Annotated in this window: 13 protein-coding genes; 8 read left to right on the plus strand and 5 right to left on the minus strand. The window is 64.8% G+C overall.

What is annotated here, in order from left to right; all coding sequences use genetic code 11:
• Window positions 1–187: 187 nt before the first annotated feature.
• Together A9179_RS07050 and A9179_RS07055 are read left to right on the plus strand one after the other, a co-directional pair.
• Window positions 188–12,835, plus strand: coding sequence for a retention module-containing protein (locus A9179_RS07050; protein ID WP_187805119.1), 12,648 nt, complete (start codon window positions 188–190; stop codon window positions 12,833–12,835).
• Window positions 12,836–13,199: 364 nt separating this feature from the next.
• Window positions 13,200–13,541 (plus strand): tryptophan synthase subunit beta, encoded by a 342-nt coding sequence (locus A9179_RS07055; RefSeq protein ID WP_187805120.1) that lies wholly within the window; start codon window positions 13,200–13,202, stop codon window positions 13,539–13,541.
• 76 nt (window positions 13,542–13,617) lie between these two features.
• Here A9179_RS07055 and lapD read toward each other — a convergent pair whose 3' ends face one another.
• The 4 genes from lapD to A9179_RS07075 form a co-directional block, all read right to left on the minus strand.
• The gene (gene lapD, locus A9179_RS07060; protein ID WP_187805121.1) at window positions 13,618–15,564 is read right to left on the minus strand and encodes a cyclic di-GMP receptor LapD; all 1,947 of its coding nucleotides are present in this window, start codon (window positions 15,562–15,564) and stop codon (window positions 13,618–13,620) included.
• Between the two features lie 9 nt (window positions 15,565–15,573).
• Complete coding sequence (gene lapG, locus A9179_RS07065; RefSeq protein WP_187805122.1) at window positions 15,574–16,266, minus strand: cysteine protease LapG; 693 nt, start codon at window positions 16,264–16,266, stop codon at window positions 15,574–15,576.
• 77 nt (window positions 16,267–16,343) lie between these two features.
• Window positions 16,344–16,745, minus strand: a complete 402-nt coding sequence (locus A9179_RS07070; protein ID WP_187805123.1) for a YbaN family protein — start codon at window positions 16,743–16,745, stop codon at window positions 16,344–16,346.
• A gap of 211 nt (window positions 16,746–16,956) precedes the next feature.
• On the minus strand, window positions 16,957–17,544 hold the full coding sequence (locus A9179_RS07075; protein ID WP_187805124.1) for a UPF0149 family protein: 588 nt from the start codon (window positions 17,542–17,544) through the stop codon (window positions 16,957–16,959).
• A 129-nt stretch (window positions 17,545–17,673) separates the two neighbouring features.
• Between A9179_RS07075 and recQ the strand changes: the two genes are divergently transcribed.
• The 6 genes from recQ to A9179_RS07105 all read left to right on the plus strand — a co-directional run bounded on the left by recQ (window position 17,674) and on the right by A9179_RS07105 (window position 23,761).
• Complete coding sequence (recQ, locus tag A9179_RS07080) at window positions 17,674–19,818, plus strand: DNA helicase RecQ (RefSeq protein WP_187805125.1); 2,145 nt, start codon at window positions 17,674–17,676, stop codon at window positions 19,816–19,818.
• A 148-nt stretch (window positions 19,819–19,966) separates the two neighbouring features.
• The gene (locus A9179_RS07085) at window positions 19,967–21,130 is read left to right on the plus strand and encodes a GGDEF domain-containing protein (protein ID WP_187805126.1); all 1,164 of its coding nucleotides are present in this window, start codon (window positions 19,967–19,969) and stop codon (window positions 21,128–21,130) included.
• Between the two features lie 84 nt (window positions 21,131–21,214).
• Window positions 21,215–22,219 (plus strand): DUF2804 domain-containing protein, encoded by a 1,005-nt coding sequence (locus tag A9179_RS07090; RefSeq protein ID WP_187805127.1) that lies wholly within the window; start codon window positions 21,215–21,217, stop codon window positions 22,217–22,219.
• Window positions 22,220–22,350: 131 nt separating this feature from the next.
• Window positions 22,351–22,785, plus strand: a complete 435-nt coding sequence (gene slyA, locus A9179_RS07095) for a transcriptional regulator SlyA (RefSeq protein WP_262410548.1) — start codon at window positions 22,351–22,353, stop codon at window positions 22,783–22,785.
• A 64-nt stretch (window positions 22,786–22,849) separates the two neighbouring features.
• Window positions 22,850–23,128 (plus strand): Rdx family protein, encoded by a 279-nt coding sequence (locus A9179_RS07100; protein WP_187805128.1) that lies wholly within the window; start codon window positions 22,850–22,852, stop codon window positions 23,126–23,128.
• A gap of 129 nt (window positions 23,129–23,257) precedes the next feature.
• Window positions 23,258–23,761 carry a hypothetical protein gene (locus tag A9179_RS07105; protein WP_187805129.1) on the plus strand — a complete coding sequence of 168 codons (504 nt, stop codon included), beginning with the start codon at window positions 23,258–23,260 and terminating at the stop codon, window positions 23,759–23,761.
• Here the strand turns inward: A9179_RS07105 and A9179_RS07110 are convergent.
• Window positions 23,754–24,626: a DMT family transporter gene (locus A9179_RS07110; protein WP_187805130.1), complete on the minus strand. Its 873-nt coding sequence runs from the start codon at window positions 24,624–24,626 to the stop codon at window positions 23,754–23,756. The two genes, A9179_RS07105 and A9179_RS07110, sit on opposite strands and share 8 nt — an antisense overlap.
• Between the last annotated feature and the right edge of the window lie 8 nt (window positions 24,627–24,634).

Here is a 24,634-nt window from a genome sequence, read left to right on the forward strand (position 1 = left end):
GTATCTGATGGAGTAGGTCGGTGCAGTTGGGGCGACACTTTTTTGTCGCGTTGATGAATGGTTTTTCGTAAAGCACCGTTTCACTTCTCTCAGCTTTCTCTTCGCACATCCCCTGGTTCGAAAGGTGGTTTGGCCCTTTTGAAACGTGTCGACGGTGGTCGGCAGTTGTAGTGCGGAGGAAGGAATCATGGCTACTTTGATCGGTGTCGTCAGTCAGGTTGTCGGCGAAGTGTTTGCGGTAGCCGGCGATGGAACGCGTCGACCCCTTGCCGAAGGAGACCGTGTCTATGCCGGTGAACAGTTGGTTACCGGCCCAGGCGGCTCGGTAGCCGTTGATCTCACCAACGGGCAGGAACTCACGCTCGGCCGTGATAGCAGCATGACGCTCAATGAGCAGATGATTGCTGGTGCCGACGACTCGCAGCAGGCCAATCCACAGGATCAGACGCCTGATGCGCCTTCCAATGCCGATCTCACTGATGTCGAGAAACTGCAGGCCGCGATCGAGGCCGGCGTCGACCCGACGCAGAATGCCGAAGCCACCGCAGCAGGCCCGGGCGCAGGCGGCGCCGGTGGTGCCGGCGGAGCGGGCGGTATTGGTGGCGGCCATAGCTTCGTGTTGCTCAGTGAGACGGGCGGGGCGCTCGACCCCACCATCGGTTTCCCCACCGAAGGGCTGAATTCCGGCCCCGAGTTCCCGAATCCCGATCCGATCGTCACCCCTGACGTGCCGAACCCCGACTTCACCCCGGACGTCGACGTCGAGTACGAAGATGCCCAAGGCCAGGTGGTAACTGGCCCGGCCATTGTCGATGAAGAGGCCCTGGGCGACGGTACCAACCCCGGCAGCAATGCCGAACAGGCCACCGGCCAGCTGGTGGTCACCTCGCCGGACGGCGTTTCCTCGCTGCAGATCCAGGACGTCAATGGCAACTGGATCGACGTCACCAATGGCGGCGTGGTGCAGGGCCAGTACGGCGTGCTGGTGGTCGATGCCTCCGGCGGCTGGACTTACACCCTGAGCGACAACACCCTCAACCATGGCAACCCCAATGCCACCGGTGCTGCCGACCAGGTTGGCGAAAGCTTCTCGGTGCGCGTGTTCGACCTGGATGGCGACGTCTCGCCGACCGTGCAACTCAATGTGCTGGTCAATGACGATGGCCCCGTGCTGGTCGAAGGCGAGCGCGGCCAGGTGTTCAACCAGGTCGACGAAGACGAGACCAGCGACGGCATCAGCGATGGCGACTCGATCACCAATGTCGCCAGCGGCGGCCCTGGCACCCTCACCGCGCTGGTCAACTTCGGCGCCGATGGCGTCGGCAGCTTCGGCCTGAGCGGCAGCCCGGCGGCCATTGCCTCCCTGCAAGCCCAGGGGCTGACTTCCGGCGGTGATGCCCTGAGCTACAGCGTGGTGGGTAACCTGCTGACCGCCTCGGTGGGCAGCGAAACCATCTTCACCCTGCAAGTCGGCAGCGACGGCAGCTACACCTTCACCCTGGTTGGCCAGCTCGACCATCCGACCCCCGACGGCAACGATAACGAACTGCTCGACAGCGGCATCGACTTCTCCGGAGTGCTGGCAGCCACCGACGGCGACGGCGACTCGGTCGGCACCTTCAACCAGGGCAGCTTCGTGATCCAGGTCGAAGATGACGTGCCGATCATCGTTGGCGGCTTCGAAGAAGGTGAGGGCGAAGGCCAAGGCGATTTCATCACCTTCGGGCCTTCGGTCACCGACACCGTGCACGAGGATGCGCTGACCCAGGGCGGCTCCTTCAATGCGCCCTACGAGGGCAACAACGAGGACACCGATGGCCTCGGCCAGGACGATGACCCGAGCCAGACCGTGACGGTCAGCCGTGGCGAAGGCACCCTCAATGTACTGGTCAACTTCGGTGCCGACGGCCCCGGCTCGTTCGGCCTGAGCGATAGCGCCGAGTCCCTGCAATCCATGGAAGACCTCGGCCTGACCTCCGGTGGCGAGGCGCTGCAATACAGCATCGACCCGGACACCGGCCTGCTGACCGCCTTCGTCACCGGCACCGATGCCGGCGACTACGACGTGTTCACCCTGCAGGTGAACGCGGACGGCAGCTACACCTTCACCCTGCTGGGCCCGCTGGATCATCCGCTGGCCAATGGCGATGACAGCGAAACCCTGGGCAACACCGGCCTGGGCATCGACTTCTCCGGCGTGCTGACCGCCACCGATGGCGACGGCGACCCGGTGGCCGGGCATTTCCCGCGGGGCAGCTTCGTCATCGACGTACAGGACGATGTGCCGGTACTGGCCGAACGGGGCGAGGAGTTCGACCCGGTTGGCGGTACGGTCAACGAGGATGCCCTGACTCCGCCGGATGGCGGCACGGCACCCTATGACGGCAACGACGATGCCGTGCAGGATCTCACCGTCAGCGGTGGCCCGGGCGCGCTGGGCGCGCTGGTGCACTTCGGTGCCGATGGCCCTGGCGCCTTTGGCCTGAGCAATAGCGAGGACGCCTATGCGTCACTGGAAGAGCTCGGCCTGCAATCCGGCGGTCAGGATCTGAGTTACAGCATCGACCCGGACACCGGCCTGCTGACCGCCTCGGTCAGCGGTACGGATGCCGGCGACTATGACGTGTTCACCCTGCAGGTGAACCCGGACGGCAGCTACACCTTCACCCTGCTCGGCCCGCTGGATCATCCGGTGACCGACGGCAACGACGGTGAAACCCTGGGCGACAGCGGCCTGGATATCGACTTCTCGGCCGTGCTGACCGCCACCGATGGTGACGGCGACCCGCTGGTGGGCGGCTTCCCCTCGGGCAGCTTCGTCATCGACGTACAGGACGACGTGCCGGTACTGGCCGAGCGCGGCGAATCCGACCCGGTTGGCGGCACGGTTCACGAGGATGCCCTGACCCCGCCGGAAGGCGGTACCGCGCCCTATGACGGCAATGACGATGCCGTGCAGTACCTCACTGCTACCGGTGGCCCGGGTGCCCTGGGCGCCCTGGTGAGTTTCGGTGCCGATGGCCCCGGCGACTTCGGCCTGAGCGACAGCGACGAAGCCCTGCAGTCCATGGAAGACCTCGGGCTGACCTCAGGTGGCCAGGATCTGACTTACACCATCGATGCGGACAGCGGCCTGCTGACCGCCTCGGTCAGCGGTACCGAGGCTGGCGACTATGACGTGTTCACCCTGCAGGTGAACCCGGACGGCAGCTACACCTTCACCCTGCTGGGCCCGCTGGATCATCCGGTGACCGACGGCAACGACGGTGAGCTGCTAGGCGACAGTGGTCTGGATATCGACTTCTCCGGCGTGCTGACCGCTACCGATGGCGACGGCGACGGCGACCCACTGGTGGGTGGCTTCCCGCAAGGCAGCTTCGTGATCGACGTGCAGGACGACGTGCCGGTGCTGGCCGATCGTGGCGAGAAATTCGACCCGGTCGGCGGCCTGGTCAACGAGGATGCGCTGACCCCGCCGGATGGCGGCACCGCGCCCTATGACGGTAACGACGATGCCGTGCAGGATCTCACCGCTACCGGTGGCCCGGGTGCTCTGGGCGTGCTGGTGGACTTCGGTGCCGATGGCCCCGGTGATTTCGGCCTGAGCGACAGCGCCGAAGCCCTGCAGTCCATGGAAGACCTCGGCCTGACCTCCGGAGGCCAGGATCTGACCTACACCATCGATGCAGATACCGGCCTGCTGACTGCTTCGGTCAGCGGTACCGATGCCGGCGACTATGATGTGTTCACCCTGCAGGTGAGCCCGGACGGCAGCTACACCTTCACCCTGCTCGGCCCGCTGGATCACCCGGTGACCGACGGCAATGACAACGAAAGCCTGGGCGACAGCGGCCTGGATATCGACTTCTCCGGCGTGCTGACCGCTACCGATGGCGATGGCGACCCGCTGGTGGGCGGCTTCCCGCAAGGCAGCTTCGTGATCGACGTGCAGGACGACGTGCCGGTACTGGCCGGCAGCGAGCGCCAACCGGTGACCGTGCATGGCGATGTACAGGAAGATGCCCTGACCCTGGGCGATGGCGCGCCCTATGAAGGCAACGATGAAGGTGGCCAGACCACCAGTATCCATGAGCCGGATGGCACGCTCTCGGCCATGGTCAACTTCGGCGCCGATGGCCCCGGCAGTTTTGGCCTGTCCACTGACGTCAGCAGTCTGGAAAGCCAGAGTCTGAGCAGTGGCGGGGTCGCGCTGAGCTACCTCGTGGTGGGCAATGTGCTGACCGCCACGGCCGGTGGCGAAACCATCTTCACCCTGACCGTGAGCGAAGGGGGCGGCTATGACTTCGTCCTCGAAGGGCCGATCGACCACCCGGTGAAGGATGGCGATGACAGCGAAACCCTTCCCGGTCTGGGCATCGACTTCTCCGGCATTCTGACCGTCACCGATGGCGACGGCGACCCGCTGGCCGATGGCTTCCCGCAAGGCAGCTTCACCGTCGATGTGGAAGACGATGTACCGGTGCAGACCGGTACCGATGGCAACCGCCCGAGCGTGCATGGCGCGGTGCAGGAAGATGCCCTGAGCCTGGGCGATGGCGCGCCCTACGAGGGCAACCACGAGAGTGGCAGCCAGACCACCACGGCCAGCGATAGCACCGGCAGCCTCAATAGCCTGGTGAGTTTCGGCGCCGATGGTTCCGGCGTGTTCAGCCTGTCCGACGATGTCAGTTCCCTGGAGGCCCAGGGTCTGAGCTCTGGTGGTACGCCGCTGAGCTTCACGGTAGTCGGCAACCTGCTGACCGCTACGGCGGGCGGGGAAACCATCTTCACCCTCAGCATCACCAGCGATGGCGACTACGAGTTCCACCTGGAAGGGCCGCTGGATCATCCGATCCCCGAAGGCCTGCCGGATGGCGACAATGAGCTGCTGCCGATCCCGATCGACTTCTCCGGTGTGCTGGTGGCCACCGATGGCGATGGCGACCCGCTGGACAGCTTCGCCGATGGCTCCTTCGTGATCGATGTCGAAGACGACATCCCGATTGCCCAGGACGACTACGCCACCGTGCTGGCTGGTGAGTCGAAAGACATCAACATGGTGTTCGTCCTCGACTTCAGCGGCAGCATCGACAATACCGAGCTGAACGCCATGCTCGATGCGGTGCGCACCGCCGGGCAGGAGCTGTTCAATACCTCCGGTGGCGAGGTCAAGATCCAGATCGTGGCTTTCTCCAACGACTCGATCTCCTACCCGTCGGTGGACAACATCACCGACTTCACCAACCTGGTGAACTCGCTCAACCCGCTGGAAGTTGGCGGTTCCCGGCCGCTCAACAGCACCACCGACTTCACCGATGCTGTCGAGCAGACCATGGCCTCCTATACCCCGATTCCGGGCTGGAGCAACCAGGTCATCTTCATCAGCGATGGCAATCCCAACGAGCAGACCGGCCCGGGTGGCGCGCCGTCGATCGTCGACCCGGTGGCCAGTGCATGGAACACCTTCGTCGACACTAACGGCATCAACGTCACCACCATCGGCATTGGCGACGGCATCATCGATGCCCGCCTGGAAGATGTCGATGTGGACTCCGGGCCGAACAACGACCCGCTGCGGGTGGATGACTTCGACGATCTGGTCGACACCCTGCTGGATCAGGTAATCGGCGGGCTGGTGCAGGGCAATGTGCTGGAAGGCAGCGATCATGCCGTCGGTGGCGGTGACGACGATGCCTACGGCGCCGATGGCCCTGGCTATATCCAGTCGATCACCATCAATGGCGTGGCCTACACCTGGGATGGCGTGGTCGATGGCGATGAGCAACTGACCGACATTGCCACCCCTGAAGGCGGCACCCTGTCCTTCAACTTCAATACGGGCGAGTGGGCATATCAGGCCGCCTCCGATGTCGATGGCGACAAGACCGAGAGCTTCCAGTACACCATCATCGATAACGACGGTGACCCGGCTACCGCCACCCTGCATATCTTCGTTGAGGATGCCGGCCCGGTTGAGGGCTCTGTCGACGAGGACGAGCTGCCTGGCGGTATCACCGATAACGACGGCGAGTTTGCCAGCGTCAGTGGCAGCGTTGCGCCGCTGATCGTCGGCCCGGATGGCTCCGCCACCTTCACCCTGAGTACCGACACCAGTGGCGTGACACCGGCCAGCTCGGGCGGCGTGGCGCTGGTCTACACCGTGGTCGGCGATACCCTGACCGCCACGGCTGGCAGCACCACGGTGTTCACCCTGCAGGTCGACCCGGATGGCAGTTACACCTTCGACCTGAAAGAGCCGCTGGATCATCCGCTGGACAACAGCGACGACAACGAGGAACTGACCCTCGACTTCACCAGCATCCTGTTGGCCAATGGCGGCAGCGGGGCCTTGGCTGGTGAGTTCCTGATCCATGTCGAGGACGACGTGCCGGGCATCGACGTGGGACTGAGCGGCCAGCAATTGGCAGTGCTCAATACCCAGGATGCGCAGACCATTGGCATCAACACCGATACCGCCACGAGCAACTTCAGCGGTGCCTTCAGCGTCACGCCCAACCATGGGGCCGATGGCCCGGGGGCAGTGAACTGGAGCTACTCGATGGTGATGATCGCCGCCGAGGGTGTTTCCTCCGGCCTGGCCAGCAATGGCGCGACCATCTACCTGTATGAAAGCGGTGGCACCATCTACGGTTCGACCGCCAATACCGAGGGGGGGGTAACCCTCGGCAATACCATCTTCACCCTGAGCGTGAACGGCTCTGGGCAGGTGACCCTGACCCAGCGGGCCGAAATCGATCACGCCGCTCCGGGTGTGGGCAGCAACTACGATGCCCAGGAAGCCGTGCTGGGTAGTGGCCTGGTTGGCCTCAAAGGCACAGCCAGCATCACCGACTACGACGACGACAGCCAGGTCGACAGCGCCATTCTGGATCTGGGCGGCAAGGTGGCCTTCGACGATGACGGCCCGAGCGTCGGCCTGGGCTTCGGCACGTCCCCCGTGCCGGTGCTCAACACCCAGGATGCGCAAACCATCGGCGCCGCCTCGGATACCGCCAGCGCCAGCTTCAGCGGCGCCTTCAACGTCATCGGGGCCAACTATGGTGCCGACGGCCCGGGTACCACCACCACCAGCTACACCATGGTGATGATTGCCGCCGAGGGCGTTTCCTCCGGCCTGGCGAGCAATGGTGCGACCATCTACCTGTATGAAACCGCTGGCACCATCTACGGCTCCACTTCCGCCACCGAAGGCGGGGTGAATGCCGGCAACACCATCTTCACCTTGAGCGTGAACGGCTCCGGGCAGGTAACCCTGACTCAGAACGCAGAGATCGACCATGCCGCCCCGGGCGTCGGCAGCAACTACGATGCCCAGGAAGCTGTGTTGGGCAGTGGCCTGGTCGGGCTGAAAGGCACGGTGACCATCGTCGATGGCGATGGTGACTTCGCCACCGCCGACAAGGTGCTGGATCTGGGCGGCAAAGTGGCCTTCGATGACGACGGCCCGAGCATCAGCCTGAGCTTCACTGGGGCGCAACTGGGTGTGCTCAATACCCAGGATGCGCAGACCATCGGCGCAGCCAGCGATACCGCCAGCGCCAGCTTCAGCGGGGCCTTCAACGTCACCAGCTCCAGCTATGGCGCCGACGGCCCGGGCACTACCAGCACCACCTATACGATGGTGATGATCGCCGCCGAAGGCGTCTCGTCCGGCCTGGCGAGCAATGGTGCGACCATCTACCTGTATGAAACCGGTGGCACCATCTACGGCTCGACTTCGGCCACCGAAGGCGGGGTGAATGCTGGCAACACCATCTTCACCCTGAGCGTGAACGGCTCCGGACAGGTGACCCTGACCCAGAACGCCGAGATCGATCATGCCGGCCCCGGCGTGGGCAGCAACTACGACGCCCAGGAAGCCATACTGGCTAACAACCTGGTTGGCCTGAAAGGCACCGCCACCATCATTGATGGCGATGGCGACTTCGCCTCTTCCAGTCAGGTGCTGGACATGGGCGGTAAGGTAGCCTTCGACGACGATGGCCCGAGTGTCGGCCTGAGCCTGAGTGGAGCCCAGCTGACCGTGCTCAATACCCAGGATGCGCAGACCATCGGCGCCGCCTCGGATACCGCCAGTGCCAGTTTCAGCACTGCCTTCACCGTCACCAGCCCCAGCTATGGGGCAGACGGCCCGGGCACTACCGTCACCAGCTACACCATGGTGATGATCGCTGCCGAGGGCGTTTCTTCCGGCCTGGCGAGCAATGGCGCAACCATCTACCTGTATGAAACCGGTGGCACCATCTACGGCTCTACCTCCGCCACCGAAGGCGGAGTAAATGCCGGCAACACCATCTTCACCCTGAGCGTGAACGGCTCCGGGCAGGTAACCCTGACCCAGAACGCCGAGATCGACCATGCCCTGCCGGGTGTCGGCAGCAGCTACGACGTCCAAGAGGCCGTACTGGCTAACAACCTGGTCGGCCTGAAAGGCACGGTGACCGTCACCGATGGCGATGGCGACTTCGCCTCGGCGAGCCAGGTGCTGGACATGGGCGGCAAGGTGGCCTTCGACGACGATGGCCCGAGTGTCGGCATGAGCCTGAGTGGGACGCAACTGGCCGCGCTCAATACCCAAGATGCGCAAACCATCGGTGCGGCCAGCGATACTGACAGTGGCAACTTCAGTGGCGCCTTTACCGTCACCAGTCCCAGCTATGGGGCAGACGGCCCCGGCACTACCACCACCAGTTACTCACTGGTGATGATTGCCGCCGAGGGTGTCTCGTCCGGCCTGGCCAGCAATGGCGCAACCATCTACCTGTATGAAACCGGTGGCGTGATCTACGGCTCGACCTCGGCCACCGAAGGTGGGGTGAGTGCTGGCAATACCATCTTCACCCTGAGCGTGAACGGCTCCGGGCAGGTGACCCTGACCCAGAACGCCGAGATCGACCATGCCGCCCCGGGTGTCGGCAGCAACTACGATGCCCAGGAAGCCGTACTGGCTAACAACCTGGTTGGCCTGAAAGGCACGGTGACCATCACCGACGGCGATGGCGATTTCGCCTCGGCGAACAAGGTGCTGGATCTGGGCGGTAAAGTGGCCTTCGACGACGACGGCCCGAGCGTCAGTATCAACTTCGGTACGGCGCAGCTACCGGTACTCAACACCCAGGATGCGCAGACCATTGGTGCGGCCACGGATAGCGACAGTGGCAGCTTCAGCGGTGGCTTCAGCGTGACCTCCAGCTACGGCGCCGATGGCCCGGGTACCCTGACCCAGACCTACAGCCTCAACCTGCTGGCAGGCCCTGCTGGCGGGCCGCTGGCCTCAGGCATGAATGCCAGCGGCGGGGCGATCTACCTGTACGAAGTGGGCGGAAATATCGTCGGCTCCACCTCCGCCACCAGCGCTGGCATCACCAGCGGCAATACGGTGTTCTCGCTGTCGGTGAATGCGACAACCGGGCAGGTCTCCCTGACCCAGTACCAAGAAATCAGCCATGATCTGCCGGGCTCTAGCTCCAACTATGCCAGTCAGGAAGAAGTGCTCGGTAGCGGCCTGGTCGGCCTGAAACTCACTGCCACCATCACCGATGGTGACAGCGACTTCGCCTCGACCAGCAAAGTGCTGGATCTGGGCGGCAAAGTGGCCTTCGACGACGATGGCCCGACTGCCCACGACAACAGCATCTGCGTGACCGAAGGGGGCGTACCGCCGTTCAACCTGATCCTGGTGGTGGATACCTCCGGCAGCATGCTGTACCAGATCGGCACCAATAATCAGGGCTCGCCGAACCGTTTGGAGCTGGCTAAAGAGGCACTGGTCAACATGATCGACAGCTACGCCGCCCTTGGCGTGGATCTGGCGATCACGGTGATCGATTTCTCCACTGGCGCACTGCTGATCCCGCAGACCACCGATCCTGATGTGGCCAAGGCCAGCATCCAGGGCCTGGCTACCGACGGCGGCAACACCAACTACAACGCGCCGCTGGTGCTGGCGCAGAACCAGCTGACCGCCGACCTGGTCAACCTGCCGGACTACGAGCATCGGGTGTACTTCCTGTCTGACGGTCAGCCCAACGCGGGCAACGTTCCGGCTGGCTGGACATCCTTCGTCAATGCCAGTGGCGCCGAGGTGTACGCAGTCGGCCTCAACGTCAGCGGTAATGCCGGTGCGATCGCCCAGCTGGGCCTGGTCGAGGATCATGGTGATGCTGTCACCCTGATCGACGACCCCTACGACCTCGACGCGACCCTGCAGGCTACTGTGCCTCAACCGACTCTTGGCAACGTGGTGACCGATGTCGACCCGGTAGACGGTGTCGACAGCACGGGCGCCGATGCACCGGTCACGGTGACCCAGGTCAGCTTCGTCGCGGCCGACCCGTCGGCATACGTGGGCGTTGCCGACAGCATCGTCGGCAACGTGGTGACCTTCCTGGTACAGGGCGGCACCACTGGCCCGATCAGTACGCCGCTGGGTGGCACCCTGGTGGTCAACGCCAATGGTTCCTACAGCTACACGCCGCCTAACGATGTGGCGGTCGATAGCCAGGAAGTCTTCACCTACACCATCGTCGACAAGGACGGCGACACCTCCAGCGCCGATCTGAACATCTGCGTGCTGGATACCAGCCCGATCATCGCCAATGTCTACGAGGACGGTCTGCCCAACGGTCTGGTGGATCCGGACTCCAATGTCACGGTGGTCGCCGGTACCCTGGCGGGCGCCGTGGCCGACAGCAGTGGCGTGACCTTCAGCCTGGGTGCAACCGGCGGCTTGCCGGCGCTGACGGCCGATGGCGTGGCCATCACCTACAGCGTGCTCGATGGGCCGACCTCCGATACCCTGACGGCCAAGGCGGGTACGGAAACCATCTTCACCCTGGTGCTGCAGGCCAATGGCAGTTACACCTTCAGCCTGCTGGGGGCCATCGATCACCCGACGGCCAGCATGGATGACCAGGAACTGAAGGATCTGGATCTGTCCAGCATCATCGTGGCGAAGGAGGGCGCGACCAATGTGCCGTTGATCCGCGACTTCATCGTCCAGGTCGAGGACGACGTGCCGGCCATCCTGGATACCTCCAACCTGGTCTACTCCAACAGCAACAACCCGGCCGGCGGGACAGGGATCTTCGACTACAGCACGGGTGCCGATACCCGCGGCAGCGGGCCGTTCTCGTCGTCCGACTCGGACTTCAGCGCCATCACCCTGAGCGGTACCGTGGGCGGTGCGGCAATCAGCGGGCAGTCGGTTACCTGGGTATCTGAGAGCGCCACCACGGCGGTCTTCGATGTCACCTTCGACTACGCGCCGAACCCTGCCAACCCGGGCACCACCCAGGAAGCCAACGGCACCCTGACCTTCGACAAGGTCAACGGTACCTACACGGTGTCGCTGGACGAGCCGATCGAGGGCTTCAGCATCCTCAAAACCAGTGCTTCGTTGAGCATCACCGGGTACGAGACGGGTGGCAGCGTGCCGGATAACACCCAGCCGGCGGTGTCGGTGGCCAAGCTGGATAACGACTTCTATGTCCAGTTCAGGAGTGCTTCCGAACCTGGTGCAGGTACCGGTGCCAACAACCTGCAAACAGGCGGTACCAACACCAATATTTTCGTCAATGGCGAGACGTTCACCCAGGCGGCGTCCTGGGTCAGCGTATCGAACACGGCGAACGGCGTGGCCGGTGACACCATCGGTAAGGGCGAGGTGCTGGATCTGAGCTTCCACACCACCAACCCGACCGGCAACGTAGTGGCCAATCCGGATGGGCGTGCCGACGGCATCTTCCTCAAGTTCGACGGTATCAATAACGAGGATCTGGTGGTGGTGCTGAAACTGATCGGCGACGGTGGCATCAAAACCACCCGGGCCCTGGTCATCAGCAACAGCGATATCGCCACCTCCGGCAGTAGTGCCGCGACCCTGGCGGCCTTGTTGGCCTACGGCATTACCCTGGACAACAACGACGGGGCCATTGTCATCGAGCACAATGACTACAACGGGGCGGGTGAGAACTGGCAGATCTACGGTGCGCAGATCCTGACCAGTGTCGAGGACATTACCACCACGGCGGCGCTGAACTTCAACTCAGCCATTGGTGACTCGGGTGGCTCGACCACGACCACCACCTTCAGTGGCCAGACCGACAGCGATGTGGTCAAGGTCTCCGACATCGGCCTGATTACCACCGAGACCAACACCCTGGATACCGAGCTGAACTTCCAGGTTGGGGTCAAGGATGCCGACAACGATGCCACCTCCACCACCAATCTGCATGTGACCATCGAAGCCGGGACGACCTTCAACGGTACCTCGTCGGCCGACGTGATCCAGGGCAGCAGTGGCAACGATACGCTCAACGGTCTCGCCGGCCATGACACTCTGTATGGCCTGGCAGGCAACGACACGCTGGATGGCGGTGCGGGTAACGACCTGCTGATTGGTGGGCCGGGCAATGACCTGCTGATCGGCGGTGCCGACCACGACACCTTCCAGTGGAAGGCGGGTGACACAGGCACTGACACCATCCAGGGCTTCGTCCACAACTTCAACGGCAACGCCCAGGGCGACAAACTGGATCTGTCCCAGCTGTTGAGTGGTGAGCATGGTCAGGCTGGCGATATCGGCAACCTGCTGAACTTCATCGATATCAGCACGGCCAACGTCTCGGGCGGTGGTGCGCTGGATACGGTGATCAAGGTCAGCGATACCTCGGCGGCCGATCCATCCACCTCGACCGAGCAGACCATCGTGCTGCAGGATGTGAACCTCTACACCAGCTATGCAGCCGGTAACGAGACCAGCCTGATCCTGGGCATGCTGGGTGACGGCACACTGAAAGTTGATGCGGCGTAGCCGCTAGGCTGCAGGCACTGAGCCCGCCCCTTTGGGGCGGGCTTTTTATTGCCCGGTTTTCCTGTTGCGTTTGATTTGTCTCAAGGTGCGCAGGGTGGGGGCGGATTAGTCTTTGCCCATGCCGACTCACCGCATTGCAGGCAGCCCGAGCGGATCGGAAATCCGTGAAAAATGGCATATGGCCACTATTTTTCCGACATATTCGGGCATGATGAATGCGTAAGCCGGATTATTAAGGCATTCTTCGAGAGGTAGGTTTGCCGTGGCCCCTGGGCAATGCAGGGGCGGTGCTCGGAGAGTGATCTAAACTTTGAGCCAACCCGCCAGTCGGAGAGACGGTGGGTTCTATGCCTGGAGGATGCTCATGGTGTACGTGCAAAGGGATGAGGAAGGTCGACTTCTGCGAGTGGAGCACGACCCTTTCGACGAGATGACAGAGACCCTGGCGGTAGAAAGCGAGGAGCTGGAAAACTGGCTGACCGCCAAGGAAGAGGTCAAGGCGCGCCTGACCAGCCTGAAAGAGTCCGACCTGGAACTGGTGCGGGTACTGGAAGACGTGGTCAGCGTGTTGGTGGAGAAGGGCGTGATCCGCTACACGGACTTGCCCGAAGCGGCACGGCACAAGCTCGATCAGCGCGCCGTGACCCGTGCCGAGATCGAAGGCCTCAGCGGCCTGCTGGGCGACGACGAACACCAGCTGATCTGACCCTGCCTGGCGGCGCAAGGCCGCCAGAGCAACTGCGGGGCCATTGCGGCCCCGGGCTGACAGGCGCGATCCGCCATCAGTTCTGCCACGGGCTCGGGGCGCCAATCAGGCGGCCCATGGCTCCATGAATGCCCAGCTCGTTGAGCACCGCCAGTTCCCCTTCGGTTTCCACCATCTCGGCAATCAGCGGCAGATCGATGCTGTTGGTGGCGCGGAAAATGGCCTCGATGAACAGACGCTTGTCGCCTTCCTGGTCGATGGCGCGGATGTAGCTGCCGTCGATCTTCAGATAGGCCAGGCCCAGGTGAGTCAGGTTGCCGATCAGGCTGAAACGCCCACCGAAGTGCTGCAGGCCGAGGTTGAAGCCGGCCTCGCGCACACTCTGGCTGAGTGCTTCCAGTTCAGCCGGTGGTGGCAGATAGCGCTCGTCCAGCTCCAGGGTCATCAGCTCGCCCTGCTGTGGATGCGCCTTGAGCGCTTCCAGCAGCTTGGCCAGGCTGGCGGGTTCGCGCAGGGTGGCGGCGGACAGGCTGAGAGCCAGCGGCTGCCGATGCTGTTCCAGGTGCGCCAGGCTGTGTTCGAGCATGGCCAGGTCGAAGCGTGCGGCCCAGCCCAGGCGTTCGATCCAGGGCAGGAAGCGGCCGGCGGCGATGGCCTCGCCATTGGGATCGAGCAGGCGGGCGAGGACTTTCTGGTGCAGAACCTGACCGCGCTCCGCGCACAGCGCGACCGGCTGGAAGTACAGCTGCAGCTTGCCCTGGTTGAGGGCCTCGTCGATCCACTTGCGCCAGTCGTGCAGGCCCTGGCCGTTGCTGGTGGTGAAGTCGTCCAGGCGCTCCCAGGGTTTGCCGGCGTTGCTCTGTGCCTGGGCCAGGGCCTGGTCGGCGCGGCCGATCACGTTGGCCACTTCCTCGCCTGGGCGGAACGCGGCGATACCCAGGTGAGCCACCGGCGTGCAGTCACTGGCGCCGGTCTGGCGCAGGCTTTCCAGGCCTTCGATCAGCTCCTGGGCGAGGCGGTCGGCATCTTCGCCGACCAGGCCCGGGGCGAGCAGGGTGAATTCGCCACCGCGGCTGCGCGAGGCCAGCCATTCGGGGGTGCCGCGCTGTTCCAGCAGGCGTTTGAGCAGTTCGCCGATGCCGTGGATCAGCGCATCGGTGCGTTGGCCGCCCATGCGCTGGTTGAGCCCGCCGAGGTCGTTGACGCGCAGGAACATCAGGTAGCCGGCGGCGTTCTGTTCGGTCACCGTCAGCTGGTTGGCCAGCTTGATTTCGAACAGGCGGCGGTTGGCCAGGCCGGTAAGGCTGTCCTGGTAGGCCTCTTCACGCAGCTTCTCGCTGCGCGCGGCTTCTTCGGCGAACAGCTGCTTGAGTTTCTCGACCATCTGGTTCATTGCCAGCACCACCCGTTTCAGTTCGGGGGTGCGCGGCACGCGGGGCAGGGTGAGGAATTCGCGCCGGGTGATGGCCTGGGCCTGTTGCACCATGTTGTCCAGCGGGCGCAGCTGGGTGCGTAGCAGCCAGCCGCCGAGGATGGCACTGACCAGGCCGCACAACAGCAGCCAGAGCAGGCTGCCGATGGCGCTATCCCACAGCTTGGCCAGGGCGAATTGTGGGTGGCTGAGGACTTCGACCCGCGCCGCCTGCTCCCAGCCGCGCATGATCAGGGCATCGCCGCCTTCGGGCTCGAGGTTGATCAGTTTGACGAACCACTGCGGCACATTGTCCGTGGTCGTGGTGGTGCGCCGTTCGACTATCACCTCGTCGCCGGGGATGCGCACCACGCGGATGGTGGCGAAGTAGCCGCTGTCGAAGATCGAACTGGTCATCAGCTCGATCATCGCCGGGTCGTCCACGTGCGGCGTCATCGACAGCGCCAGGGCCGTGGCGGCGTCCTGGGCGTGGGAGCGCAACTGGCTGAGCAGCTGCTCGCGCGAGGTCTCCACGCTGGCGATGAAGCTGCCGGTGAAGGCCACCACGAGGAACAGGCAGATGGCGAGGAACAGCTGTTTCAACAGGGACATGGTCTTCTCCTAACCTTCGCCGATGTCGAAGCCTTCGGCGCGCATCTTCTTCAACAGATCCTGCCAGCGCGACAGTTTCTTGGTATCGCCTTTCTTGCCGGCCCCGGGCAGGTAGAGCCCCTCGGCGTTGAAGGCGTAGACCGGCAGCAGATCCTTGCGCTGGGAGGCCGGGCGGATGTCGCCAATCAAATTGTCCAGCACCAGCGGCTCGGCGCCGGGGCTGGCGTAGTAGGTCAGCACCATGTGCGCCTGGTTGTACTGCAGTGCCTTGACGTACGTGATGCGCAGCTTCTCGCTGGGGATGCCGAGGCGGCGCAGGGTGAAGTACTTGGCGATGGAGTAGTCCTCGCAGTCGCCGGCGCCTTTCATCAGGCCTTCCACGGGGGTGGCCCAGTAGTCGTTCTGCCGCCAGTTGCGGCTGTCGTCGACGAAGCGGTACTGGCGATTGAAGAAGCGGTTTACTGCGCTGAGTTTTTCTTTTTCCGGCAGGTTGGCGCTGGCCTGGATCAGTTCGTCCCAGGCCTCCAGGCGGCCCTTGCCGACGCCCAGGTTGCCGTAGCGTTTTTCGGCATTCTGGATGATCAGGGCGAAGTCCCAGTTGGCCAGCGCGGCGGCGCCCAACAGCAGGCCGAGCAGGGCGCCCAGAGCCAGGCCAACAGCCGGCAGGCGCTTCGCACGTCCCTGATTGCTTGGCCGCAGCATGGCTGGGTTCTCTGGTTAAAGTGCGGAAAGTTTAGGCGCTGCAGCGGCCATCTGCCGATTTTCTGCAGCTGCTCGCCTCAGCGCGTGGGCAGGGTTTTCTGGCGGAGGATGTAGGTGCTGACCAGCACCGCGCTGGTGAGCATGAAGGCCCAGGCCCAGGGGCGCTGCACCAGGTAGCAGGAGAGGGCGATGCTCGACCACATCAGGCCGATGGCGTAGACCTTGCCCTTGAGCGGGATGCCGTTGCCGTCCAGGTAGTCGCGGATCCATGGCCCCAGGCGCGGGTGTTCGACCAGCCACAGGTAGAAGCGCCGAGAGCTACGCACGAAACAGGCGGCGGCCAGCAGCAGAAAGGGCGTGGTCGGCAGCACCGGGACGAAGATGCCGATCACCCCGAGCACGACGCACAGCCAGCCGACCGCGAGCAATGCGTAACGCACGCTGCGGTGACGGCTTTGCTGGATATCGCGATGCGCCATCAATGAACGACCTTACTTCTGAACGAGAAGTCGCCGAGCGAAGAGCAGGCAAGGCAGAAACAGCCGAAGAAGCGCAGTTTACGGGTGGTAAATGAGCAGTACTCGCTGCGCTCGCCCTTACGGGCCGCCCATAGGGCGTTCAGTGGCAAGCCACTGTCTGAGGCTGTTTCTAACGCCGCATGATCGAGCGCAGGCACTTATCGTTTAGAAGTTAGTGGTGGCGGGGCTTGAGCAGCGCTGGCTTCTCTTCCGGGGCCTGGCACAGCAGGAACAGCGCGGTGAGCAGCTCGGGGATCTGGTCGACCATGGTGTCCACCAGGTCGCGGTCGCGGGCGATTTCGGTGAACTCGGGCTGCTCGTCGAACAGGCCGGAGGCGACCATGATCGGCAGCAGCAGCTCGCTGACTTCGTCTTCGGCGTCTTCGAACCACACCGCTTCACGGAGGAACACGCCTTCCATGAAACCGATGCACCAGCCGCGCAGGTCGGAATCGTCCGGCTCATCGCCGAGGTCGACGTCGCAGGGGAATTCCGGATCATCGTCGCTGGCCAGCTGGCGACCGATATGGCCCTTGAGCTGCAGCAGGGTGGCTTCGATTTCCGCGCGCTCGGCGTCGCTGCGGTAGTGCGGCGGCTCGGCGAACAGGGCATCGATCCACTCGCGCTCCGGCACTTGCTCCGGGCAGATGGCGAGGGCGGTCAGGTAGCCGTGGGCGGCCACGTAGTCCAAGGCCTCCTCGTGCAGTTCATCAGCATCGAGGAAGGCTTGCAGGCGGGACAGTTGCTCGGCGAAGGACATCGTGGGACTACCTTGAGTAAGTAAACATCGGGATTCTAGCCCCCCGGGCCTGCAAAAGCACGGCCGACGGGCGATGGCCTGCCACTGCCATCGCTCGCGTATACTGCGCGGCTTCCAATGGAGACCGGCATGCTCGACCAGGCAACCAATTCCCAGGCACTGCGCATCCTCAAAGACGTATTCGGCTACGACGCCTTCCGCGGTAAGCAGGCGGCGATCATCGAACGCGTGGCTGCGGGCGGTGACGCCCTGGTGCTGATGCCTACCGGCGGCGGCAAGTCGCTGTGCTTCCAGGTGCCGGCGCTGCTGCGCGGCGGTCTGGCGGTGGTGGTGTCGCCGTTGATCGCGCTGATGGAAGACCAGGTCGCCACCCTCGACGAGCTGGGTGTGGCCGCCGTGGCGCTGAACTCCACCCTGAGCAACGACGAGCAGCGTGATATCGCCGAGCGCATCCGCCGCGGCGAGATCAAGTTCCTCTATGTGGCCCCCGAGCGCCTGGTGCAGCCGCGCATGCTGGATTTCCTCCGGCGCCTGCCAGAGCTGGCCCTGTTCGCCATCGACGAGGCCCACTGCGTGTCGCAGTGGGGCCACGACTTCCGCCCGGAATACCTGCAGCTGGGCCAGCTGGCCCAGCTGTTTCCCGGCGTGCCGCGCATCGCCCTGACTGCCACGGCGGACATGCGTACCCGCGAAGAGATCGTGCAGCGCCTGCACCTGGAGCAGGCCGAGCGCTTCCTCTCCAGCTTCGACCGGCCGAACATCTTCTACCGCATCCAGCCCAAGGATCAGCCGCGCAAACAGCTGCTGGCCTTCCTCGCTGCGCGCAAGGGCGACGCCGGCATCGTCTATTGCCTGTCGCGCAAGAAGGTGGAGGAGGTGGCCGACTTCCTCAGTGCCCAGGGTTATCCGGCGCTGCCGTACCACGCCGGCCTGCCCAATGACCTGCGCGCCTACCACCAGAAGCGCTTCCTCAACGAGGAAGGCCTGATCATGGTGGCGACCATCGCCTTCGGCATGGGCATCGACAAGCCCAACGTGCGCTTCGTCTGCCATATGGATCTGCCCAAGAGCCTGGAGGCCTATTACCAGGAAACCGGCCGGGCCGGTCGCGACGGTCTGCCGGCAGACGCCTGGATGGCCTACGGCCTGCAGGACGTGGTGTTCCTCAAGCAGATGCTGGCCAACTCCGAGGGTGACGAGCGCCACAAGCGCATCGAGCAGCACAAGCTGGACGCCATGCTCGCCCTCTGTGAAGAAACCCGCTGCCGTCGCCAGGCGCTGCTGGCCTACTTCGACGAGGAGCTGGCCAAGCCCTGCGGCCACTGCGACACCTGCGTCGACAACGTGCAGACCTGGGACGCCACCGAGCCGGCGCGCCAGGCCCTGTCGGCGATCTACCGCAGCGGCCAGCGCTATGGCGTCGGCCACCTGGTGGACATCCTGCTGGGCCGCGAGAACGACAAGATCCGCGCCTCCGGCCATCAGCACCTGCCGGTGTTCGGCATCGGCAAGGCGCTGGCCGAAGGCGACTGGCGCACCCTGTTCCGCCAACTGGTGGCGCGCGGCCTGGCCGACGTCGACCTGGAAGGCTACGGCGGCCTGCGCCTGACCGATGCCTGCCGCCCGCTGCTGCGTGGTGAAGTGACCCTGCAGCTGCGTCGCGACCTCAAGCCGCAACAGGCGGCCAAGGCCAGCGGCAGCAGTGCCAGCCAACTGGTGCGCGGCGAGGAGCGCGAGCAGTGGGAAGCCCTGCGCACCCTGCGCCGCAAGCTGGCCGAGGAGCACGGCGTGCCGCCTTATGTGATCTTCCCCGACGCCACCTTGCTGGAGATGCTGCGCAGCAAGCCGGCCTCCCTGAGCGACATGGCCCAGGTCAGCGGGGTGGGGGCGCGCAAGCTGGAGCGCTACGGCGAGGCCTTCCTCGAGGTGCTCAATGGCGCGGCGGAAACACCGGCGGTGGTGGTGGATCTGCGCCACGAGCTGGTCAGCCTGGCCCGCGCCGGAATGACGCCGCTGCAGATCGCCGGTCAGCTCAAGTGCACCGAGAAGAACGTCTACAGCCTGCTGGCCGAGGCCATCGGTTGCCAGCAGCTGAGCCTGGAGCAGGCGCTGGATCTGCCCGAGGAACTGCTTGGCGAGATCCAGGATGCCTTCCTCGACGGCGAAGGTGAGCTGCCGCCGGTGGCGGCGATTGCCGAGCTGTTTGCCGGGCAGGTGCCGGAAGGCGTGCTGTATTGCGTGCGCGCTGCCTTGCAGGCGGAATTCGAGGTCTGAGCCGGCCGCCCTCGGGCGGCCGCGCAACTGTCTTGCAGGCGACGGAAGTGGTGGTTTTTGCGCCAAACTGCCGGCGCTGCCAAATGACAAACTTGTGACGTGATTCACAAAACTATATGGTGGCACCACGCCATTAGTTTTAGAGGTCATGGTGTCGCCCCATCTCGCCTGGCTGGACGATGTCCGTTCCAGTCCCTATGCCGACCAGTTGGCGCTTGGCTACCGCTGGTTGTGCTTCAGTCGCCCGCTGGAACAGGAATACCGTCGCCATCTGTTCCGCGATGGCAGCGAGCTGAGGTGCGTGGCGCTGCTGTTTGCCCTGATTGTCTGGCTGGCCTTTGCCGTGGTGGATCTGTGGATGATCAGCGGGCCGCTGCTGTTCGTCCTGCTGGCCATTCGCCTGGCGGTGGCCGCGGTGCTGCTGGTCAGCGGTCGGCTGATCCTGCAGGGGCGTCCCCGACACCTGCTGGCCTCGCTACGCCTGGTGTGCATCGGCGCCCTGGGCCTGGGCGCGGCGGCGATCATCGCCCTGGCCCACCGGCAGAGCCCGCACTTTCCCTATGAGGGGTTGCTGCTGGTGTGCATTGCCGCCTACTTCATGGTCGGCCTGCGCCTGGGCGAGGCGCTGGCAATGTCCTTTCTGGTGCTGTTCGCCTACGGTCTGTTCGAAGTGCTGGGTGATCTGCCGCCGGCACGCCTGCTGAACAACCTGATGTTTCTGGTCTGCGGCAATCTGATCGGTGCGGTCGGCTGCTACCTGCTGGAGATCAAGTCGCGCGAGCATTTCCTGGTCAGCCGGCTGATGCGCGTGCTGGCCGACCAGGACAGCCTGACCGGGCTGCACAACCGGCGCTATTTCAATCGCCAGCTGCCGCAGTTGTGGCGCCAGGCCCAATGTGAGCAGCTCGGCCTGGCCCTGCTGCTGTGCGATGTCGACCACTTCAAGGCCTACAACGACCGCTACGGCCACCAGGCCGGCGACCATGCCTTGCAGCAGGTCGCCGGGGTGCTGGGCAATATCGCCCAGCGCCCGCAGGATATGGCGGTGCGTCTGGGCGGCGAGGAGTTCGCCGTGCTGCTGTACGGCACCACGGCGCTGGAGGCGCGTCAGCGCGCCGAGGTGCTGCGCCAGGCCCTGGAGCTGCTGCGCATCGAGCATGGCGGATCGCCGACCGCTCCGGTGCTGACCCTGTCGGTGGGCGTGGCCCACTGCCCGCCGGGCGAGGCGCTGTCGCCGAACCGGCTGTTCGAGCATGCCGACCGGGCGCTGTACGAGGCCAAGGCGTTCGGCCGCAACCAGGTGGTGACCTGAAGCGTCCTGCGGCCTGGCGCAATAGGTCGCTTTCAGACCGGGGTACGGCTGCTAGCATCGCCTTTTCGCTTGCGGGCAGTGACGATGGAACGACTGATCCAGGCCGATGGCCGACCCCACTACGGTATTTTCCCCGCGGCGCCGGGCGCGGTTAACTGGCGCGACTTCGACTTCCGTTCGCCCATGGGCCGGCGTCTCGGTGCCCTGGCCAAGTGGCGGCGCTTCCACCAGTTCCAGTATTTCGGCCTGATCAGCGATGAGCTGATCGGCGGCTGCGCGCTGGCCAACCTGAGCCTGCTGACTGCCGGCTTCGTCTACCTCTATCACCCGGCCAGCGGGCGCATGGTCGAGCGCCAGTTCCGTCTGCCGCTGGGCCTGGGCAGCAGCTTTTCCCAGCAGCCCAACGCCGGCGTCTGCGAGCTGCGCAGCGGCGCCAACCTGCTGCGCCTGGACAACCGCGGCAGCGACAAGCAACTGCTGGTTGAGCTGGACGACGGCCTGCGCATCGAGGCGAGCTTTTCCGAGCAGCAGTTCCAGCCCATGTGCCTGTGTACGCCGACGGCGGTGAACGGCTGGGTCTACGCGCAGAAGGTGGCCGGGGTGCGCTGTCGCGGGCAGGTGCGCAGCAGCCTGGGCGACTTCGACCTGGAGCAGCTCGGCGCCTTTGCCCACCACGACTGGTCGGCCGGTTACATGCGCCCGGAAACCCATTGGAACTGGGCCTGCCTGTCCGGTGCGGTGGGGCAGACGCGGGTCGGCCTGAACCTGTCCTGCGGGGTCAACGAAACCAGCTTCAGCGAGAACTGCTACTGGCTGGATGGCGAACTAATCCCGGTCGGCGGCGTGCATTTCCACTTCGACCGCGACCAGCCGCTGCAGCCCTGGAGCATCCGCTCCGGCGACGGCCAGGTCGAGCTGCGCTTCGTCGGCCAGGGGCTGCACAGTGAATGCCTCAACCTGGGTTTTCTGGCCAGCAACTTCAAGCAGGTGTTCGGTCGTTTTCAGGGCACCCTGCGCCCGGCGGGGCGGCCGGCGGTCCACATCGACAATCTGTGGGGCTTCGTCGAAGACCAGTATGTGAAATGGTAAATCCGGGCTTGGCGTAAGGCCCGTACCAGGGTTATGGTTAGGTGACTAATAATTAGGTTTTTCTGCTGCTTTATCGGCCAGAGGGAGGCTGGGCAGCGGCGCGAACCGTAACGGATTACCCAGAGTCACCTATGCAGAATTTCGCCCAGCACAGTTTCGGTATGCAGTTGGCCCAGTTGTCCCGCGCCTGGCGCGCGGAACTGGATCGGCGCCTGGCGGGCCTCGGCCTGTCCCAGGCGCGCTGGCTGGTGCTGCTGCATCTGGCATTGCTGGACGAAGCGCCGACCCAGCGCGAGCTGGCCAAGACGGTGGGCGTCGAGGGGCCGACCCTGGCCCGCCTGCTCGACGGTCTGGAGGCCCAGGGCCTGGTGCAGCGCCAGGCGGTGCTGGAAGACCGGCGGGCGAAGAAGATTGTCCTCAGCCCTCAGGCACGGCCGCTGATCGAGCAGATCGAGAGCATCGCGCAGAACCTGCGCACCGAGCTGTTTGCCGGCATCAGCGAGCAGGAACAGCGCCTGTGCCAGCAGATCCATGCGCGCATCCTGGCCAATCTGGAAAAATCCTGACCCGTCCGCTTCGCCTGTACCCGCGCCGCTATGATGGCGGCCGGCCTCGTACCGGGAGTCCCGCATGTCCGCCAAGCCTGAAGTCGTGATCACCTATTGCACCCAGTGCCAGTGGCTGCTGCGCGCCGCCTGGCTGGCCCAGGAGCTGCTCAGCACCTTCAGCGACGAACTGGGCAAGGTCAGCCTGGAGCCGGGCACCGGCGGGGTGTTTCGCATCACCTGCGACGGCCAGCAGCTGTGGGAGCGCAAGGCCGATGGTGGCTTTCCCGAGGCCAAGGTGCTCAAGCAGCGCCTGCGCGACCAGATCGACCCGCAGCGCGACCTGGGCCACAACGACCGCTGACTGTACGGCTTTGTATCGGAAGTCTTACCCCGGGTTTACTCCGCTCTGACGTTGGCTGACACCCTCTCGCGAAATAATGCCGTATGGGCTGCGTACCTGGCAGCCCGGTATCGATGAGGTGTGAGCGAAATGAGGCGTGTCCTGCGCATTACCGGCCTGAGTCTGCTGGTATTCAGTTTTTCCGGTCTCCTGCTGGCCGGCCCCATGGGCCCGGGCGGCCCTGCTGGTGGAGGCCCGGGCGGGCCGGGTGCGTGGGGGCCGGGCCCCGGTCACCATGGCGACCATGGCCTGCCGTCGTACGCCCACGAGCTGTGGATCGGCAGCATGCTGTACTTCGTTGCGGCCGGTACCTACTACCTGTGGAACAGCGGCGAGCAGCGCTATGAAGTGGTACAGCCGCCAGCGGCGGCGGCCCAGACCAGCGTCGCCAGCTACGAGGTGATCGCCTACCCGGCACGCGGCCAGACCACCGAGCAGCAGGGCCGTGACCGCTACGAATGCCACAGCTGGGCGGTGGGGCAGAGCGGCTTCGACCCGGCGACCTCGACCCAGGCGGTCGGCGCCGACGCCACCGAGCGTTACCGGCGCGCCCTGAGTGCCTGCCTGAACGGGCGTGGCTACAGCGTCAACTGAGATCCTCGACGCTGGCGGCGTGCTTGCTCAGGCGCGCCGAGATCAGCGTGGCCAGGAGGATCAGCGCGCCGCCGCAGAGCATGCGCAGGCCCGGCTGTTCGCCGAACAGCCACCAGGCGAAGAGGATGCCGTAGACCGGCTCCAGGGCGAACACCACCGCCGCGCTGCGCGCATTGAGCACGCGCAGGCTGGCCACGAACAGGCTGTGTGCCAGGCCCGTGCAGAGCACCCCGAGCAGGCCGATCCACAGCCAGTCCAGCGGGCGCACGGCGGGCAGCAGCGGCGCCGCCAGCGGCAGGCAGCAGAGCACGATGGCGAGGTTCTGCCACAGCGCCACCTGGGCGGCCTGCAGGCCCTGGGTGGTGGCCCGGTTGCACACCGACAGCACGGCGAACAGCAGGCCGGACAGCACCGCCCAGCTGAGACCCTGGGTGGCCTGATTGCCCAGGTCGAGCTGCGGGGTGACCAGCACCAGGCCGGCGCAGACCAGGGCCACCACCCCCCACTCGGCGGCGCGGATGCGTTCCTTGAACAGCAGCCCTTCGAGCAGCACGGTGAAGGCCGGGAAACTGGCGAAGCCGAGGGTGGCCACGGCCACGCCGGACACCTTCACGGCGACGAAGAAACTCCACCAGTGCCCGCCCAGTAGCAGTCCGGCGCCCATCAGGATCAGGCGCTGGCGCCCGCTGGTGGCAGCCGCGCGCTCGCCCAGACGGGTGAAGCCGAGCAGGGCGATGACGGCGAACAGGGCGCGGCCGAAGACGATCACCAGCGGCGCGGCCAGGGCCAGCTTGCCGAAGATGCCGGACAGGCCGAAGAACAGGGCGCCCAGGTGCAGGGCGAGCAGGGCGGTGCGGCGTTGCATGGTACTTC

The organism is Pseudomonas alcaligenes, from assembly GCF_014490745.1.
Taxonomy (GTDB): domain Bacteria; phylum Pseudomonadota; class Gammaproteobacteria; order Pseudomonadales; family Pseudomonadaceae; genus Aquipseudomonas; species Aquipseudomonas alcaligenes_C.

Bases quoted from the DNA above. Each gene is read 5' to 3' on its own strand.
- slyA (WP_262410548.1), top strand. From the start codon at position 22,351: ATGCAGAATTTCGCCCAGCACAGTTTCGGTATGCAGTTGGCCCAGTTG.
- A9179_RS07105 (WP_187805129.1), top strand. From the start codon at position 23,258: ATGAGGCGTGTCCTGCGCATTACCGGCCTGAGTCTGCTGGTATTCAGT.
- A9179_RS07055 (WP_187805120.1), top strand. From the start codon at position 13,200: ATGGTGTACGTGCAAAGGGATGAGGAAGGTCGACTTCTGCGAGTGGAG.
- A9179_RS07085 (WP_187805126.1), top strand. From the start codon at position 19,967: ATGGTGTCGCCCCATCTCGCCTGGCTGGACGATGTCCGTTCCAGTCCC.
- A9179_RS07050 (WP_187805119.1), top strand. From the start codon at position 188: ATGGCTACTTTGATCGGTGTCGTCAGTCAGGTTGTCGGCGAAGTGTTT.
- A9179_RS07075 (WP_187805124.1), bottom strand. From the start codon at position 17,544: ATGTCCTTCGCCGAGCAACTGTCCCGCCTGCAAGCCTTCCTCGATGCT.
- A9179_RS07100 (WP_187805128.1), top strand. From the start codon at position 22,850: ATGTCCGCCAAGCCTGAAGTCGTGATCACCTATTGCACCCAGTGCCAG.
- A9179_RS07070 (WP_187805123.1), bottom strand. From the start codon at position 16,745: ATGGCGCATCGCGATATCCAGCAAAGCCGTCACCGCAGCGTGCGTTAC.
- A9179_RS07110 (WP_187805130.1), bottom strand. From the start codon at position 24,626: ATGCAACGCCGCACCGCCCTGCTCGCCCTGCACCTGGGCGCCCTGTTC.
- lapG (WP_187805122.1), bottom strand. From the start codon at position 16,266: ATGCTGCGGCCAAGCAATCAGGGACGTGCGAAGCGCCTGCCGGCTGTT.
- recQ (WP_187805125.1), top strand. From the start codon at position 17,674: ATGCTCGACCAGGCAACCAATTCCCAGGCACTGCGCATCCTCAAAGAC.
- A9179_RS07090 (WP_187805127.1), top strand. From the start codon at position 21,215: ATGGAACGACTGATCCAGGCCGATGGCCGACCCCACTACGGTATTTTC.
- lapD (WP_187805121.1), bottom strand. From the start codon at position 15,564: ATGTCCCTGTTGAAACAGCTGTTCCTCGCCATCTGCCTGTTCCTCGTG.